Consider the following 16758-nt stretch of genomic DNA (forward strand, 5'->3'; position numbering starts at 1 on the left):
AATGTGTTTTTATCTTCTGACATATAATTTCTTGATATTAAGCTTTGTTGTCTGTTTTACTGTAATACGACAGTACCGCCCATTCCGAACTTTACTACCTGAGGATTTGGGTCGCCCATGTAGCCGTTAGGATAAAGATCTAAAAGATATTTATCGATCATTGCTCTGGCAACTGGGGCTGCCTTGGTAGAACCGCCACCTTCGTTTTCAAGAATAACTGCAACAAGAATACGTGGCTTTTTAAATGGGGCGTAGGCAACGAACAGGGCGTTGTCACGGTGTTCTACCTTCAGCTTTGAAGCATTGTATTTTTCACCTTGCTTGATTGAAACCACTTGAGCTGTACCTGATTTTCCTGCTGCCTTATATTTTGCTCCAAAGAAAGCTCTTCTGCCGGTACCTTCTGGTCCGTTAACAACAAGATACATACCGGTTCTGCAGTCCTCGTAGTACTGAGGATCAGTAACCTTTAGCATATCTTCCGGTTCTTCCTGTGCGTATTCAGTGACTTCATTGGTAGTAGGGTCAACCATTTCCTTCAAAAGATGAGGTGTTCTGGTTACACCACGATTAGCAAGTGTTGCATGTGCCTTAGCAAGCTGCATCAGAGTAGATGTCCAGTAACCCTGACCGATTCCGATAGGCACTGTGTCACCAAGGTGCCACTGCTGATTGAAACGGGATTTCTTCCAGTCTCGTGATGGATTGATGCCTAAAGATTCCTCGGAAATATCAATACCGGTCTTCTTTCCAAAACCGTATCTGTCAAGGTAGTCATGAATTCTGTTAATTCCTGCTCTGTATGCAAGATCGTAGAAGTAGGTATCTGCTGAAATTTCAATTGCTCGGTATAAATCCATCCAGCCATGACCCCAGGCTCTCCAATCTCGGAACTGATGAGATGACCCCGGCAGTTTGAAATAAGGTGCACCAAAGAAATTACCCTTGGTGGTTATGAGTTTTTCATTCAGACCCATTACACAGAGCAGTGGCTTAACTGTAGAAGCTGGCGCATATCCGCCCTGAGTTGCTCGGTTGATCAGGGGATGACCTGGATTGTCTAAAAGACGCTTGTACTCTCCTGAACGAATGCCTCTAACAAAAGGATTAGGATCGTAACTAGGGTTGGAATACATTGCCAGAATTTCACCATTGGCAGGATCAATGGCAACAACCGCCCCTTTCATCTGACCGAATATTTCCTGTGCATAATACTGCAGTCTGATGTCGATGGTAAGCTTCAGATCTTTTCCTGGAACAGGTGGTTCATAGTTCAGGGTTCTTATGACCTGACCATGTGAATTGACTTCAACCTTGGTTGAGCCGGTTTCACCATGAAGTGAATCCTCATAGAATTTCTCAATACCAAGCTTACCTATTTCAGTAGAGCCCTCGTAGTTTTCAAGTTTGCCAGTACTTGCCAGTTTCTTTACGTCATTCTGGTTGATTCTTGATACGTAACCAGTGGTATGGGTTGTAATATCTGCAAATGGGTAATATCTCTTCAGATTGGCCACAATCTGAGCATTTGGATATTTATATGAGTTAACCGCAAATGTTGCAATCTGCTCCTCGGAGAGGAAGTTAGACAGCTCAACTCCGGAGAATCTCTTTCTGGTTTTTGATTCATAAAGTAATCTTGAGATATCCTTTTCGGACAGATTGAGCTCAAGGAGCTTATCTAACTCAACAATTGTGTCTCTGGTGTTGATCTGTTTGTTAGGGAATAGTACCAGATGATAAACTGGTGAGTTATCTGCTAGAACTACGTGATTACGATCATAGATGATTCCTCGAGGAGGCACTACTGGCATAACCTTGATGCTGTTTTCATTAGATCTGGTTTTGTAGTCCTGATAGGAGATAATCTGCAGATAATATAGATTACAGAAAAGGATTATCACCATCAGTATGGAGATACCAATGCATATGAATACACGTGAACGGAAGACTCTAAGTTCAAGCTCCTCGTTACGATTTTCTTTACCAATTCCTCCTCTGGAGCTGTAACGTCTTTTCTTGATTTCTCCGAAAAGAGGACGGTCGTGTCGACTTTTTTTGCTAAAAAATGACAATTTTTTCTCTGAAATTCTTCTTATATTTTCCGCACTTACTTATTATTTTAGCGATAAATAATTATAGTTATCGTATATTTTATTTTTTTTAACTAATTTTGCGGAGTTTTTCAAATAATCTTGATTTTTATGCTCGATGGTAAGGGAGATTTGCGTAAATACTCCATCCTCGATAGATGGTTTCAGCAAGAAATACTCTTACCAGAGGATGAGGCAATGTAAGTTTTGATAACGACCACAGCTCATTGGCCTTATTTCTAACTTCATCAGTAAGTCCGTTTGGGCCTCCGATAATAAGAACCACATCCATACCGAGGTTTTGCCAGAAACCTACCTTATCTCCGAGTTCTAGGGAGGTAAACTGTTTCCCTCTTTCATCCAGCGCGATTATGTAGGCCTTCTTTGGTAAAGCCTCAAGGATCATCTTTGCTTCCTGCTCTTTAGCCTTTTCGTCTGAGTTTTTGCCGTTACGTTTTACAGGAGCAATTTCCTCTAACACCAGTTTCATCTCGGGAGGAAATCTTTTCTGATAGTCTGTAAAAGCTTCAGTTACCCACGAAGGCATTTTGTTGCCAACAGCAATGATAATCAGTTTCATGCTTTAAAATCCTGCGGCCATGCAGCGGTATAGGTCATCAAGCTCATATCTTTCTCTGGCGTCATTCTGAAGAATGTGAACCATTACGGTGCCTGTATCAACAATAACCCATTCACCAAGTTGTTCGCCGGAAATCTTGATGTGCTTTAAACCTTCCTTGTAAAGATTGTCCACAAGTCTTTGAGCGATGGCGCTTACGTGACGGTTGGAGGTGCCGGTGCAGATCACCATATTGTCTGCAATTGAAGAGTGTTCCTTAACATCAATGCTAACCAGATCTCTTGCCTTTGAATCCTCAAGAGTCTTGATGCATTTTTGAATTAAAATTTCGTTTTCCAAATTAAGAGTCTCTCTTTTTGTATAGTGAATTTTTTGTAATATACTCAATAATTCCCTTATCAAGATAAGTCAGTGAGTAGGGGAATTTATCTGTGTATTCTGATAAATCCGTATGCTGTTCAGCTGTTTTATAATAATCTTCAAATTCCTGCCTTATTTTACTAGAACTTACATCATTAAAGCATTCTTTTAGTAAAAAGCAGTTACCTTTTTCTTCATTAAGTTTTTGGAAAAAATCAGAATTATCTTCATAAACAGCATGGGTTGTCAGATAAGTCTTTACCTCAGGGTTGGAATCTTCAATACTGTAGCCTTTTCTTCCAATAACAACAATATTGCATTTATCTGTAATCTGAAGGCCGTTACGCCATTTATCAAGATAAATAAGTGAGTCCATGCCCATGCAGAAGAATACTGTGGCCTCAGGGTATTGAACCTTGATTTTATCAATTAAATCAATGGTGTAATGCGGAACATTAGGATCTTTCTCAATATCACTTATATTAAGATCACTATATTTCTCTGTAAGTATTTCAAGCATTCTTCGGCGGTGTGAAAAATCCACATGACAGGTATCTTTATGTGGTGGTAGCGCATTTGGCACAATGAGGAATATATCAAGCTCAAGTCTGTGCTTGATATATTCTGCGATTCTTATGTGATCGTTATGTGGAGGGTTGAAACTTCCTCCAAGAACGCCAATTTTCTTAATAGTTTTTGTCATTAGAGTTTTTTTAAATCTCGTACTGCAGCAGTATATACAGACACAGCCATGTTCTGTAGTGACTGATAGGCTTTTTTATCGTCAAATTCCTGCAGATATTTAGCTGCCTGGGCAAGTTCGGTTACCAGATAATTATAAAAATCCTGAGGCATGGTTTGGGCTGCTCGGAGTATTACATCTGAAGTTGAAGGAAGTACAATTCCGTGTGACTTAAAGAAGGCTGAACGCTCCTTAAAGTTTCTACTTTTTAGGATTTGAGCATTTTCAGGTTCTTTGAGTTTCTTCATAACCCAGAGCATCTTGTCGAAATTTGAGACCACCATAGAAAGGATCTGTGCTCTGTTGGTGTTTGTCTGACAAAGGGATGCCAGAATATTCAGCGCTCTCATAGTGTTTGGAGCTAGAACCGCCTCTGAAAATTCAAAGCCAGTGTAGCGGCTGCTTGATTCGAGGTAAGCCCTTGCAGTTTCAAGATCAATACTGTTTTTTCCTGAGATTTTTGCAATCGAGAAAAACTGATCCACTGCCACAAGATTTCCTTCACAGCATAGAGATAGAAATGAGATAACGTCATGTTCTATCTTAAGTCCATGTTTCTGTGCCTGTTTGCCAATCCACTGGCTGAACTGAACTCCTGATGGTGCATACAGTATTTCATTTATTCCGCCAATATCCATCAGGAAAGCTAGTACATGCTTGAGTTTGGTTTCAACTGAACTCTGTCCTTTGAATTTATCGGTATATTTCTCTGGAGCTGTTGGCAGAGTGGTTTTCTTTATTCTAGGAATCTCAACAACACATACAACTCCCGGTCTTGATCTCTTGGCTAAGAGCTGAAGTACCTGAACAGTGGTTGAATTTATGGCATCAAGATAAATCTTGATGATGCGGTCACCGCCAAAAAGCCCTGGATCGATAAGCTCATTCTCCAGTCTTGCCAGATTAGCAGTAGCACCGGACGAAAAATCGTTATTGGTAAAGAGCATGAATTCAGCTTCTGGCAGTTCTTTTCGTGCCATCTGAATCAGCATTGAGCTTTTCTCATTCTTAAGAAAAGGCTCATCACTTGAAATAACGTAAACAGGTGCTAATGACATAAAAAATCCGCTATATATTCTGGTAGTTTTAGTTCTGTTATGTATTGAACTGATTTTAACAGAATCATCGAAAACAAAAGTCAGCATTAAGCTGACTTTCGAGAATTTCCCAAAATAAAAATGCGTTAGTCTATTAAGGACTATTTTGCTTTCTTAATGAAGCCTTCTTCAGTTAGATCATCAGGGGCTTCATTTACCATTTTTATCTTAGTTTTTGGCAGTTCATATTTCTTTTCAGGATTTAAGACTCTAATTCCATTGTTAAGTTCTGATAGAGCAACGGAATCTGCCTCATATTTTTCCTGAATCTGCTGAGCCTTCAGGGCATCAATCAGAGTCATTGAAGGAGAATTATCAATGTAGACTGCATTGTTATCCTCATCCTTTGCTAATACCAGCTGAGCCGGTGTTGCCTTTGACTCGTCAGGATCAGACTGCTTTCCAAGATAGTTGATGCGTCGAATCATCTGATCTGAAAGCTCATCTAAGCTTTCATCCAAAATGATTTGTCTCTCATTGGCACTGGCCAGAGAGTTATCTCCCTTGTTAATAGTAAGTCTACTGATACCGTTTCTGATGATGATGGGCTTACTGTGATTAGGGATCTTCAAGGTAGCGGAAGTAGTTACCACTATATTGTATTCCTTTGCAGAACCTGCATAATCAATAGAAACTATCGGTGTACTTACAGAAGGTGCGGATATTTCCAGGGAAGGAACATCCTTGCGACTTTTGAATTTTCGATTGGCTGTTCCCTGATAGTTAACCTTAACACCTCTAACCTGAAGCTTCTGCACAACCATCTTGTAGAACTGTTCGTGGTAAGCTCCTGTAACATCTATTTCAGCAAGAGTCGATCCAAGTCTGTTCTGATTAGGAATATGAAAACCACAGGCGCTGAGTCCTAATAGCATTACTCCGACTGCAAAAAGCTTAAATCTCATCCACTACATCCTTAGTTGTTAGACAGCTACAATATTAACCAGTCTACCCTTTACGTAGATTGATTTCTTGATCTGCTTACCCTCGGTAAACTTCTGAGCTTCAGGAGTTTCTTTTGCCTTGGCAATAACTGTTTCCTCATCCTCATTAGGAGCAACGCTGATCTTCGCACGAACCTTGCCGTTGATCTGGACAACGATAGTGATCTCGTCTTCCTTCAGTGCTTCTTTATCGGCTACAGGCCAGGTCTCAGTGTCAATCTCGGTGGTATTACCAAGCATTGACCATAGCTTGAAGCAGATGTGAGGAACAATAGGGTACAGCATGATAATAACGTTATTATATACTTCATAACGTACTGCCATAGAAACTTCATCAGTTCCTGTGCACTTGTTAGCAAGGTTCAGAAGCTCCATGATTGCAGCAATTGCTGTATTGAAGGTCTGTCTGCGACCGATATCATCGGTAACCTTCTCAATGGTTACGTGAAGCTCATGTCTTAGCTTCTTAAGCTCAGGAGTAAGTTTGCTCTTGTCCAGTTCAACCTTAGGACCTGCATTAACAAGATCCTGAACCTGAGACCATAGCTTACGCAGGAATCTCTGTGAACCTTCAACGCCTGACTGTCTCCACTCAAGAGTAAGTTCTGCTGGAGATGCGAATAACATGAACAGACGTACTGTATCAGCACCGTACATCTTAACCATGTACTCAGGATCGATACCGTTAGCCTTTGACTTAGACATCTTGATCATGCCTTCATGATGCAGCTGATGTCCTTCCTTATCTACAGCTGAAACGATGTTACCCTTCTCATCACGGGTAGGGAATGCGTCCAGTGGATTTACCCAGTTCTTGGTTCCCTTCTCGTCAAGATAATAGTAAGCATCCGCAAGTACCATGCCCTGACATAGTAGACGCTTGAATGGCTCGTCATACTTAACCATTCCTGCATCTCTTAACAGTTTGAAGAAGAAACGAGAGTACAGAAGGTGTAATACAGCGTGCTCAATACCACCGATATACTGATCAACTGGAAGCCAGTAGTTAGCTGCATCCTTGTCGAACATTTCCTTCTCATCACGAGGAGAGCAGTATCTTGCAAAGTACCATGATGACTCCATGAATGTATCAAAGGTGTCGGTCTCACGGGTTGCACTTTTTCCTTCGTAAGTGGTCTTGTACCACTTTTCGTCGGTCTTCAGAGGAGAAATTACGCCGTTAATCTTAACGTCATAAGGAAGTTCAACAGGAAGATTCTCATCCTTCTCAGGAACAACCTCACCGGTCTCATCAATGGTCAGCATAGGGATTGGTGCTCCCCAGTAACGCTGACGGGAAATACCCCAGTCACGTAATCTGTAGTTTACCTTACGCTCTGCACAACCCATGCTCTCAAGCTTGTTTGCAATTGCCTTGAATGCCTCTTCAAAGTTCATGCCGTCAAATTCGCCAGAGTGGCAGGCAATTCCGTGTTCAACGAAAGCGTGCTCTGAAAGATCAGGATCTCCTGATTCCTTTGATTCCTTGATTACAGGAATGATTTCAATGCCGTACTTCTTTGCAAACTCATAATCACGCTGGTCGTGACCAGGTACAGACATAACAGCACCAGTACCGTAATCCATGATAACGAAGTTAGCAACATAGATTGGTACCTTTCTGCCGGTAATAGGGTGAATAGCATACAGACCGGTTGCCATTCCTTTCTTTTCCATGGTGGCAAGATCTGCTTCTGCAAACTTCTGAGTGCGGCATTCCTGACAGAAAGCTTCAAGCTCAGGATTGGTCTCGCAGCACTTCTTAACCAGCGGGTGGTTTGCAGAAATTGAAATGTAGGTAATACCCATGAAGGTATCTGGACGGGTGGTGTAAACAGTAAAGGTATCATCGCTTCCATCTACATTGAAGGTAATGTTCAGACCCTCAGAACGACCGATCCAGTTTTTCTGCATGGTACGAACACGCTCAGGCCAGCCCTCAAGCTTATCCAGATCATTTAAAAGTTCTTCTGCGTAGGCAGTGATCTTCAGATACCACTGAGGAATTTCCTTGATCTCAACCTTAGAACCGCATCTCCAGCAGCAGCCGTCTTCAACCTGCTCGTTGGCAAGCACGGTGTTGTCTACAGGACACCAGTTAACTGAAGAAACCTTCTTGTAAACAAGTCCTTTCTTGTATAGCTCACCGAAGAATTTCTGTTCCCACTTGTAGTACTCTGGACGGCAGGTTGCAACCTCACGAGCCCAGTCGTATGAAAGACCAAGTGACTTTAACTGTCCCTTCATGTAGGAAATGTTTTCATAGGTCCAGTCGCCTGGCTGCTTGTTATTCTTGATAGCAGCGTTCTCTGCAGGTAGACCGAAAGCATCCCAGCCGATAGGGGCCAGAACGTTTTTACCTAATAAACGATTGAATCTGGCAATAACGTCACCTAGAGCATAGTTTCTAACATGACCTAAATGTAATCTGCCTGATGGATATGGAAACATTACTAGGCAGTAGTATTTCTCTTTGTTTTTATCTTCTGTTGCGTGGAAAGTCTGATGCTCTTCCCAGTATTTCTGTACTTCAGGTTCAATTTCCTGAGGATTGTAGGCAACTTTATTGTCAGCCATGGACTAAGTGCTCCAAGTTAAAATTTAAAATTCTGTTAAATTCTATTCAAATTGAAAATAATCATATATTTTGCCACATTTATGCCATATTTTGACGAATGCACTAGAAAAAATTTCTAAGAAAGTTTATTGGGACGTAAACTTAAAACTAGATGTTTGCTACTTTGTGTATAAGGAAATTTACGTAAACTTGGCAGAGTCTAATGTTAGAAGATAATGAGAATTACGGGCAGGAGAAGGGTGATTGCCAAAAGCAGATCTCTGTAGAACGTCTTTTTGAATCTGGTTTTAGGATTAACTTTATAGTTATAGTGGGTGTAAGCCCACAAGAAGGCCCAGAACCAGAGTGCCAGGATAATGAATTCTACAATTAAGCCTTTGTTAATCATTTGATAAACTGAAATTTTTTCTAAATCTCAATGCTTCATCAGAATATCTTATGTATTCCATGAATAGATTATAACGAAATTTTTTGAATAAACCTATTGTTTGAACTCTTCTAACAATAGTCCAAAAATATGATCTGTGTTAAAATTACACTCCGGTACGGAGTATAATCAAGTACCTGAATGCTTCAGGTTTTCATGCAGTATCATATTTGCATAATCCTAGGGAAGCCTTAGTCCTTAGACATACGTCTTTGGATATTAAACAAGATATTAATGAGACAATCATGTATAAGAAATTAGCTCTAGCTTTTGCTTTTCTTTCTTCTGTTACAGCTGTAAATGCAACCAATGTTTACAATCTAAATGGCAACCGAGTAGTTGGCGAGGAGCAGATCTATCAGATCGATCCTAACGGTATTACCACTCTTGAATATGTTGCAGCTGAGTATCATTTAGGACTTTCCAACATGATAGAGGCTAATCCGGAGGTTGATCCTATTGTTCCTCTGAAAGGTCTTAATCTTGTTGTTCCAACCAAGCTGATCCTGCCTGATACTGTTCATGAAGGCATTATTGTTAATTCTGCTGAAATGCGTCTTTACTATTACAACAAGGGTAGAGTTGAAGTTTATCCAATCGGTATCGGTCAGATTGGAAAGGGTACTCCTTTGGCCTGGACTACCAAGGTTGAGCGTAAGAAGGCAGGTCCTACCTGGACTCCTACTGCAGCCATGAGAGCAGAATATGCTGCTGAAGGTGAGTATCTCCCTCCTGTAGTTCCTGCTGGTCCTGATAATCCAATGGGACTTTATGCCATGTATGTTGGAAAACTTTACGCTATTCATGGAACCAATGCTGATTTCGGTATTGGTCTTCGTGTAAGTCATGGCTGTGTTCGTCTGCGTAATGAGGATAACGAGGAGTTATTCCATAAGGTTCCTGTTGGTACTAGAGTTCAGTTTATCAACGAACCAATAAAGACTGCAGTAGAGCCAAACGGAGATATTTATATTGAAGTTCATCAGCCATTATCGAGAAGTCAGTCTGAATTTGATAATTTTGATGCAAATGTTCCTTTCTCATTTACAAAGTCTCAACTAGAATTCTTTAAGGATCCTCGAATTAATCAGGACATTTTGCAGCGAGCTCTTCATGAGAGAACCGGCAGACCTGTTTTGCTAAATCCAGTGGAATTTTAGAGAATTAAGTGATTCATGCTAAAACTGTAATTGCAATGGTTTTATTTGGTCTGATGTATCAGCATCAGGCCATGGCTAATTCTGACTCCTCAACTTATCCCTCTCAGGCCGTAGGCCACTACCAACACAATGATATTCACAGACTTTTCTCTGATCTCAAAGAGTCCGACAAGATTTTTGTAAGCAGAAATTCTCTGTTTAAACCATATGTTGTGACTGATGAGAATGAAATAAAAGAACTGTTTTCCGTCAGAGCAAAAGGAATTAATCCTCCATCACAGATGGGAACACTGGAGTTTTCTCCATCAAAAATGACCTGGGTTAATGCATCCTCTATCCTTTCATTCCTTTTCAGAAGATATGTTGCTGACAACCAGACTTTTAATGTTCCTTTTGTGGCAAGTACGGACAGAGATAGACCTTCAAGAGCGTATGATCTGCATTACAATGCCTCTAATTTATGCTCAGGAATGGGATTTTTTGAGTCTAATCTGAAAAATGTCTGTGTTTTGGACAAACATGATAACTTTGGTCTGGTAGAGATTAACTATAATCCTGATATCGGTTTATTCAGTTCAACCTACAGAATAAGACTGCTGCCTGAAAATGGTGTACAGGAATCTTTATCTCATAAGTTGTTTTTAACTTTTGCCTCTCTTATTGGTGTGTACTCAAATCATAATCAGGTTGGCTTTAGATCTCCTCTTTCTACTTTTGATTACCACTTAACCAATAATAATACTTTTATAACAGAGAATGTTAAATTTTCAGATTTACAGAAAAAATGTGAATATGACTCATTCTCTGCCTGTCACTTCAAGTTTGTGGGAGAGAATACAGAAAATCTTTTAGCAGATGGAAAAAAAATAACAAGCCAAAGCGATTTTTCTTCAAAGAAGAGATTCAGTGTTCATTTCACCAAGAGTGGATCTCCAAAGCTTAATCTCAATAACAGTATTCTTTCTGGTTCTTCCTATATAAATTACGGCTTCTATAATCAGGCTGAGCTGGAGATGTTCCGAGATATTGGCTATAACATCAATACAGCCGAGTTCTTCGGAACTTCTATCTACAATTCAGGTACTCCTGAGAAAAGAGTGGTATACAATATCACTTCTTCCTTTACTGCCTCCAATGGCGAGTTAAGACCTTTCAAGCAGGAAAAGGCTTCTATAGTGCCTCTTTCCATTGGAACCCACATTTACGGAAGCTACAATGACGTAACCCAGTCAGGAATTATCGCAAGTCAGGGCTTTGGCAGTATTGGTATCCGTGTTGACGGCTCCAGAAACAGACTCCTGATTCCTAAATCATCTTCTATTATTGAAAACGGTGAATCAGCTACCGGTCTTGCTGTAACTTACGGACGAAACAACATCATTGATATCCGTGGCGATGTTGAAGCTAGCGGTGTAGATGGAACAGCACTGCGTTTTGATTTTGGATCAAATGTTCTGTCTGATTTAAAAGAGTTCCGTGGTTCATACAGAAGAGTTCGAACCTATGATTATCTTCAGAGAAAAATCTCCAAGGAGCAAGCTGAAAGCTACAACGTTCCAATTGATATCAGAGGCCCTCTGGTTTCGTCTCTGAACATTTCAGGAAAGATTACCGGCAAGAAGTACTCTATTTATATAGATGATTCTGCTCATGTAGAAAACATAAACCTTACCAGTAAAGCAAAGATCAATGGAGATATTGTTTCCAAGTGGAGTTATTTTGTAGCTCCTGATGGTAAGTCTTTATACTCAAAGGCATATAATCCAAAGCTTCTTGCGGGCAAGCTTCATTTTGATGCTGCATATGGTGAGAATCTAAATATGCCTTTCTTTGTTAAGAAGCTGGCAACTAACATCAATCTTGGTGTTAAGAAAAAGAATAAAGCCAAGGATTTTACTTCTGACAACATTGTTTCTGATTCCAAGTCGCATGTGGAAATCAATGGCAATATCATCGGTAAAACGCTCAACCTGTTAAGTTATGGTGGTATGAGCGATATTATTGGTTTGATAAACATCAATCGTCTTTATATTAAAGATTCTTCTGTCTATATTGCTCCTACTAAGGATGGAACCAACTCAGTTGTGGAGATTCTTGATCTCAACAGAGGCGGTCAGCTTGATTTGACCAATGGTGGCAGTCAGACTTTCATTGTTAAGGAAAAGGCTTCCATATCAAGTAATGCTGTAATCTGTCTTGATGCTGACAAGGACGGAATGATTATAGATGATATTAAGTTTGAGGGCAGTCTGTTTGCTCCTGATGGAGTAGTAAATATTGAGCCTGGTATCTCCTATAATGACGTTAAGCGCTATTCATCTGATCCTAAGGCTCTGCTTGAGTTCATGAATAACTTCGTAAGACAGGCCAATCAGAAACTAGATAAATACCATGCCTATACCAGATTCCCTAAACATCTGTGGTATACACAGGGGGGCATGGGTAGAACCGTTAACTGCTCATCTCGCGGATGTTATATCGGTGATTTTATCAATACCTACAGCAACGCAACCAAACCTCTGCCAATGTGGAGATATATCCTAAGTATTGCAGGATGTATTCTGATGCTGGCTTTCTCTGTTGTTCTGATTAGAAAGACTGGTTCTGGTCGTTATGGCTAGTAGTTAAGATAAGAAATTATTTCTCTGGTAACAGGAAAAGTGTTACCAGAGATTTTTTCTTCTGGTTAAGGTCTAACCAGCTTTGTCATTGTTTCTTTGGTAGGATCATCTTTCTGTCTTAATCCGCGAATACCTAAACCAAACAGTATCAGCAGAAGAAGGAACAGAGTCTGTGTTCCATATTTTGAATAGAAAGTCTGTCCCTTAACAGGTGAGAACTGTACGGTCAGAACTCCTTCCTTATCCTGAGGAAGTCTGTCCACAACTTTTCCATTCTCATCAATGTAAGCTGTAATGCCACTGTTGGTGCAGCGCAGCATTGGTTTTTGAAGTTCCATTGATCTCATTCTGGCAATATTCAGATGCTGCTGTGGTGCCTGAGTAGGTCCGAACCAGGAATCATTGGAAACCATAATAATTCCGTTGGTCTGTTCTGAATCCATGGAGGAGATCACCTCAGGGAAAATTGCCTCATAGCAGATTGCAGGAATGAACTTATGATCATTGATGGCGATTGGCTGCTGTTCATCAGCACCATAGCTGAATGAAGAGTTTGGAATTACGAATATAGAGCCTAGAGGTCTTAGTAAATCCTCGAAAGGTACAAATTCTCCAAATGGAACAAGCTTTCTCTTCTGATATGGAAGATCATGGGCTAGATCTGCTCCCTCACCGATACGGACTATTGAGTTGTAAATCTTCTCCTGAGCTGTTGTGAAGATACCTGTAACAAGGGCTGACCTGTCATTCTTGAATACGGTATCCAGATCACCAATGAGCTCAGCGGATGAATAGTAATCAACAGGTAGTGCGGATTCTGACCAGACGACAATCTTAGAATTGGATATCTTTGGTTTGGTAAGTGTCCAGTAGGTTGAGAATATTTCGTTTACGCTTGCAGCATTGTTATGTACGGACTGTGTGATGTTTGCCTGTACCAGAGATGCATTGACGCTTGGCATTTTTTCAACCTGAGGAATGTTCTCAAGGAAAACTCCAACAACAAGAATCATTGCTGCGATAGGCAGGAACAGGAACTTTCTCATAGCTGTAAGAGCAAGAGCTGCACTTAGAACATAAAGTGCCAGATTGATACCTCTTACACCAATAAACGGAGCATAGTTCTTAAGAGGTCCTTCTACACATGAATAACCTGCATAAAGCCAAGGGAAACCTGTCAGGAAGTAGTATACAAAATAATCTGCAAGGAAGAATCCGATCGGTACAAAACAGCACAGATATACTGATTTTTTCTTTTTTGCAATGTTAAAAGCCATCATATTCAGAATGGCATATGGAAAGGCGATATATCCGAATGAAAATCCAAAAACAATGGCATAGGATAAAACGAGAGGAACCTGTCCAAAACCTTCCATTACAAAGTTCAGCCAGGTCAGAGACAGCGTGCCGTAGGTTCCGAAGAAAAGCAGGGAAATAACTCCAACTTGTGGTGTGTATTTGCAGGTGTAAAGCTGCATCATGAAAAAGCCCAGCGCAATTACTGCAAAAGGCCACTTCTCAACAGGGGCAATTGATAAACTCATAATTGCGCCCAGTACCACTGAGGATGCACACATTCCAAGTGGTTTATTAACCAGAGTCAGCAGTCTCTTGCCATCAAGCAGACTGGATAGAATAAAGTATAATTTAATAAAAAACTGCATATTACTGCTTACTGTCCTGATCTGTGGTTGGAGGCGTTACCTCAAGAAGATGCACTCTTCTGTCATTAGCTTCCAGTACCTTGATTTCAAAGCCCTCAATGGTAAGCTTCTCCCCTATGTTAGGGAATTTGCCCAGCATATGAGTGGTCAGTCCCGCTATGGTGTCAACTTCTGCAAGCTCTGAGAATTTTGTGTTAAAGAATTCGTCGAATTCCTCTAGCTCAGTTACTCCGCTGACAATGAAGGACTTTCCTTCCTTTGATTTTACAATATGCTCAGAGTTAACCTCAGTATCATATTCATCATCAATGTCGCCAACGATAACCTCAAGGACGTCCTCAATGGTTACAAGGCCAGATACTCCACCGAATTCATCCACTACGATTGCAATGTGGAATCGGTTCTGCTGGAACTCCTTTAACATGGAATTAACACGTTTGGCTTCCGGCACGATAATAGGGGCGCGAAGAATTGATTTGATAGAACCGCCTTCAAGTTCCTTTAAACCGCAGGCATAAGGGATCAGATCTTTTGCCAAAAGAACGCCGACGATGTGGTCCTTATCTTCTCCGATTACAGGGTAACGGGAGTGTGCAGTCTGAAGGACGATTTTGGCAGCATCCTCAATGGTGCTGTTAACATGAATGGTAACAATCTCGTTTGCAGGGATCATTACGTCAGAAACACGAAGTCTGTTGATATCAAAGATACCCTGAAGCATTTCCTCGGTATCTTCATCGATAATCTCATTTTCCGAAGCTTCGCGGATAACCTGTTCGAGTTCATCCTGATTGGTTGGTTCAGTTTTTTTTGAAAAAATCTTTGATAAAAAGGAACTATGTTCCTCGTCATGATTATCTGTCATAGTTTTTTCCAAATGTGTTTATTCTTCTATGCTTGTTCAACCTTAGAATTCGTCATCCTTGTAAGGATTCTCATAGCCAAGCTCTTCCATGGCCTTAACCTCTAAAGGTTCCATTTCCTTAGCATCATCTTCTTCAATATGGTCGTATCCGATAAGATGCAGACAACCATGAACAATCAGATGAGCAAAATGCTCCTCAAGAGTCTTGTTCTGTTCTTTACACTCGCGTTCTAATACTTCCTTGCAGACTACAAGATCACCAAGTAATGGCAGATCATCTACTCCCTCCGGAAGCTCAAACGGGAAAGACAGAATATTTGTTGGTCTGTCCACATGTCTGTAGGTGGAATTGAGGTGATGAATCTCCTCAGAGTCCACCATACGGATGGTGATTTCACTATCCTTGTTTCTGCCGCCGGTTTTAAGGGCAACAGTAGCCCATTTAGTCATAAGCTCCAGTGATGGATAACTTTCAAGTTTCTCGTCTGTAGCAATCTGCAGATCAATTATTACTTGCATTAGACACCTCTTTTTCAGAATGTTCTGTGGAGGATGAATCGTTTTTGCTATTTCTGCCGTAGTAATGCTGATTATCCTTTTCGTGAGTCTTTTCATACTCGTCATATGCATTAACGATGGCCGCTACAACAGGATGTCTTACAACATCTGATGATTCAAAGAAGGTAAAGCCGATTTCCTCAACTGACTTTAAAACCTCCATTGCGTGTTTAAGACCGGATCTTACATTTCTTGGCAGATCGATCTGGCTAGGATCACCGGTAATTACAGCATGGGAATTGAATCCGATACGGGTCAGGAACATTTTCATCTGTTCAACAGTAGTGTTCTGAGCCTCATCCAGAATAATGAAGGAGTCATTTAAGGTTCTGCCTCTCATGTAAGCTAGAGGGGCAATTTCAATAATCTGTTTTTCTATCAGCTTCTCAACCTTTTCAAAACCCAGCATTTCAAAAAGCGCATCGTATAGAGGTCTCAGATAAGGATCAACTTTCTGAGACAGATCTCCTGGAAGAAAACCAAGTTTTTCACCGGCTTCAACTGCAGGTCTGGTCAGGATAATTCTTCTGATTTCATTTCTCTCTAATGCATCCACGGCAGCTGCAACTGCAAGGAAGGTCTTACCGGTTCCGGCTGGACCAATACCGAAGCTAACATCGTGAGATACAATCTTGTTGATATAGTCAGACTGATTTGAGGTTCTGGCCTTGATAAAACCGCGCTTGGTTTTAAAGTTATTGGCCTTTGCATACAGAGAGTCAATTGAGCCTTTAGCCTGTTCTCCTGAATAATCTGTGCTGTCCTGCTCAAGAGAGGTTGTCTCGGTGATAGCAAGGTGCACCATGTCAGGTGTAACTTCTGATGGTTTCTTGGAACCCTTGATAGGAGTAGTGTCAACATACAGAGACTTAATCAGCTTATATGCCTTTTTAACATGTCCGGCTTTGCCTTCAAGATGAAAGTGAGCTCCTGAATAGCTGATTTTTACGCCTAATCTTTTTTCTATCTGTTTAAGATTCTCGTCTTCAGGTCCTACAAGGTAGGCAATTCTGTCTTTGTCATCAGGATCTAAAACAAAATCTTGAGTAATTGTATTCATCACATTGCC

The 16758-nt window shown here is 40.7% G+C and carries 13 protein-coding genes; 2 read left to right on the plus strand and 11 right to left on the minus strand.

Annotation, left to right across the window (positions count from 1 at the left end; translation table 11 throughout):
* Positions 1-56: 56 nt before the first annotated feature.
* The 7 genes from mrdA to leuS form a co-directional block, all read right to left on the minus strand.
* Positions 57-1991 carry a penicillin-binding protein 2 gene (gene mrdA / locus BM308_RS06720; protein WP_373604444.1) on the minus strand — a complete coding sequence of 645 codons (1935 nt, stop codon included), beginning with the start codon at positions 1989-1991 and terminating at the stop codon, positions 57-59.
* Positions 1992-2202: 211 nt separating this feature from the next.
* Entirely contained in the window at positions 2203-2673 is a 471-nt protein-coding gene (gene rlmH, locus BM308_RS06725; protein ID WP_074943950.1) for a 23S rRNA (pseudouridine(1915)-N(3))-methyltransferase RlmH, read from the minus strand.
* A gap of 3 nt (positions 2674-2676) precedes the next feature.
* Positions 2677-3012: a ribosome silencing factor gene (gene rsfS, locus BM308_RS06730; RefSeq protein ID WP_074943951.1), complete on the minus strand. Its 336-nt coding sequence runs from the start codon at positions 3010-3012 to the stop codon at positions 2677-2679.
* 1 nt (position 3013) lies between these two features.
* Positions 3014-3736, minus strand: a complete 723-nt coding sequence (nadD, locus tag BM308_RS06735) for a nicotinate (nicotinamide) nucleotide adenylyltransferase (RefSeq protein ID WP_074943953.1) — start codon at positions 3734-3736, stop codon at positions 3014-3016.
* The gene (gene holA / locus BM308_RS06740) at positions 3736-4833 is read right to left on the minus strand and encodes a DNA polymerase III subunit delta (protein WP_177214425.1); all 1098 of its coding nucleotides are present in this window, start codon (positions 4831-4833) and stop codon (positions 3736-3738) included. The genes nadD and holA overlap by 1 nt, the downstream gene beginning before the upstream one ends.
* 140 nt (positions 4834-4973) lie before the next feature.
* Positions 4974-5777 (minus strand): LPS-assembly lipoprotein LptE, encoded by an 804-nt coding sequence (locus tag BM308_RS06745; RefSeq protein ID WP_074943956.1) that lies wholly within the window; start codon positions 5775-5777, stop codon positions 4974-4976.
* A gap of 18 nt (positions 5778-5795) precedes the next feature.
* Positions 5796-8393, minus strand: a complete 2598-nt coding sequence (leuS, locus tag BM308_RS06750) for a leucine--tRNA ligase (protein WP_074943957.1) — start codon at positions 8391-8393, stop codon at positions 5796-5798.
* Positions 8394-9066: 673 nt separating this feature from the next.
* On the opposite strand from leuS, the gene BM308_RS06755 reads away from it, so the two are divergent.
* Together BM308_RS06755 and BM308_RS06760 are read left to right on the plus strand one after the other, a co-directional pair.
* Positions 9067-9981, plus strand: coding sequence for a L,D-transpeptidase family protein (locus BM308_RS06755; RefSeq protein ID WP_074943959.1), 915 nt, complete (start codon positions 9067-9069; stop codon positions 9979-9981).
* Positions 9982-9989: 8 nt separating this feature from the next.
* Positions 9990-12602: a hypothetical protein gene (locus BM308_RS06760; RefSeq protein ID WP_074943961.1), complete on the plus strand. Its 2613-nt coding sequence runs from the start codon at positions 9990-9992 to the stop codon at positions 12600-12602.
* 65 nt (positions 12603-12667) lie between these two features.
* Here BM308_RS06760 and lnt read toward each other — a convergent pair whose 3' ends face one another.
* From lnt to BM308_RS06780, 4 genes are read right to left on the minus strand one after another with little or no spacing between them, the layout of a single operon-like run.
* On the minus strand, positions 12668-14266 hold the full coding sequence (gene lnt / locus BM308_RS06765; RefSeq protein ID WP_074943963.1) for an apolipoprotein N-acyltransferase: 1599 nt from the start codon (positions 14264-14266) through the stop codon (positions 12668-12670).
* 1 nt (position 14267) lies between these two features.
* Positions 14268-15131 carry an HlyC/CorC family transporter gene (locus tag BM308_RS06770; protein ID WP_074943964.1) on the minus strand — a complete coding sequence of 288 codons (864 nt, stop codon included), beginning with the start codon at positions 15129-15131 and terminating at the stop codon, positions 14268-14270.
* Between the two features lie 42 nt (positions 15132-15173).
* On the minus strand, positions 15174-15650 hold the full coding sequence (gene ybeY / locus BM308_RS06775) for an rRNA maturation RNase YbeY (protein WP_074943966.1): 477 nt from the start codon (positions 15648-15650) through the stop codon (positions 15174-15176).
* Complete coding sequence (locus BM308_RS06780; protein ID WP_074943968.1) at positions 15634-16749, minus strand: PhoH family protein; 1116 nt, start codon at positions 16747-16749, stop codon at positions 15634-15636. The genes ybeY and BM308_RS06780 overlap by 17 nt, the downstream gene beginning before the upstream one ends.
* Positions 16750-16758 lie beyond the last annotated feature (9 nt).

This window comes from Succinivibrio dextrinosolvens (assembly GCF_900116345.1).
Classification (GTDB): domain Bacteria; phylum Pseudomonadota; class Gammaproteobacteria; order Enterobacterales; family Succinivibrionaceae; genus Succinivibrio; species Succinivibrio dextrinosolvens_B.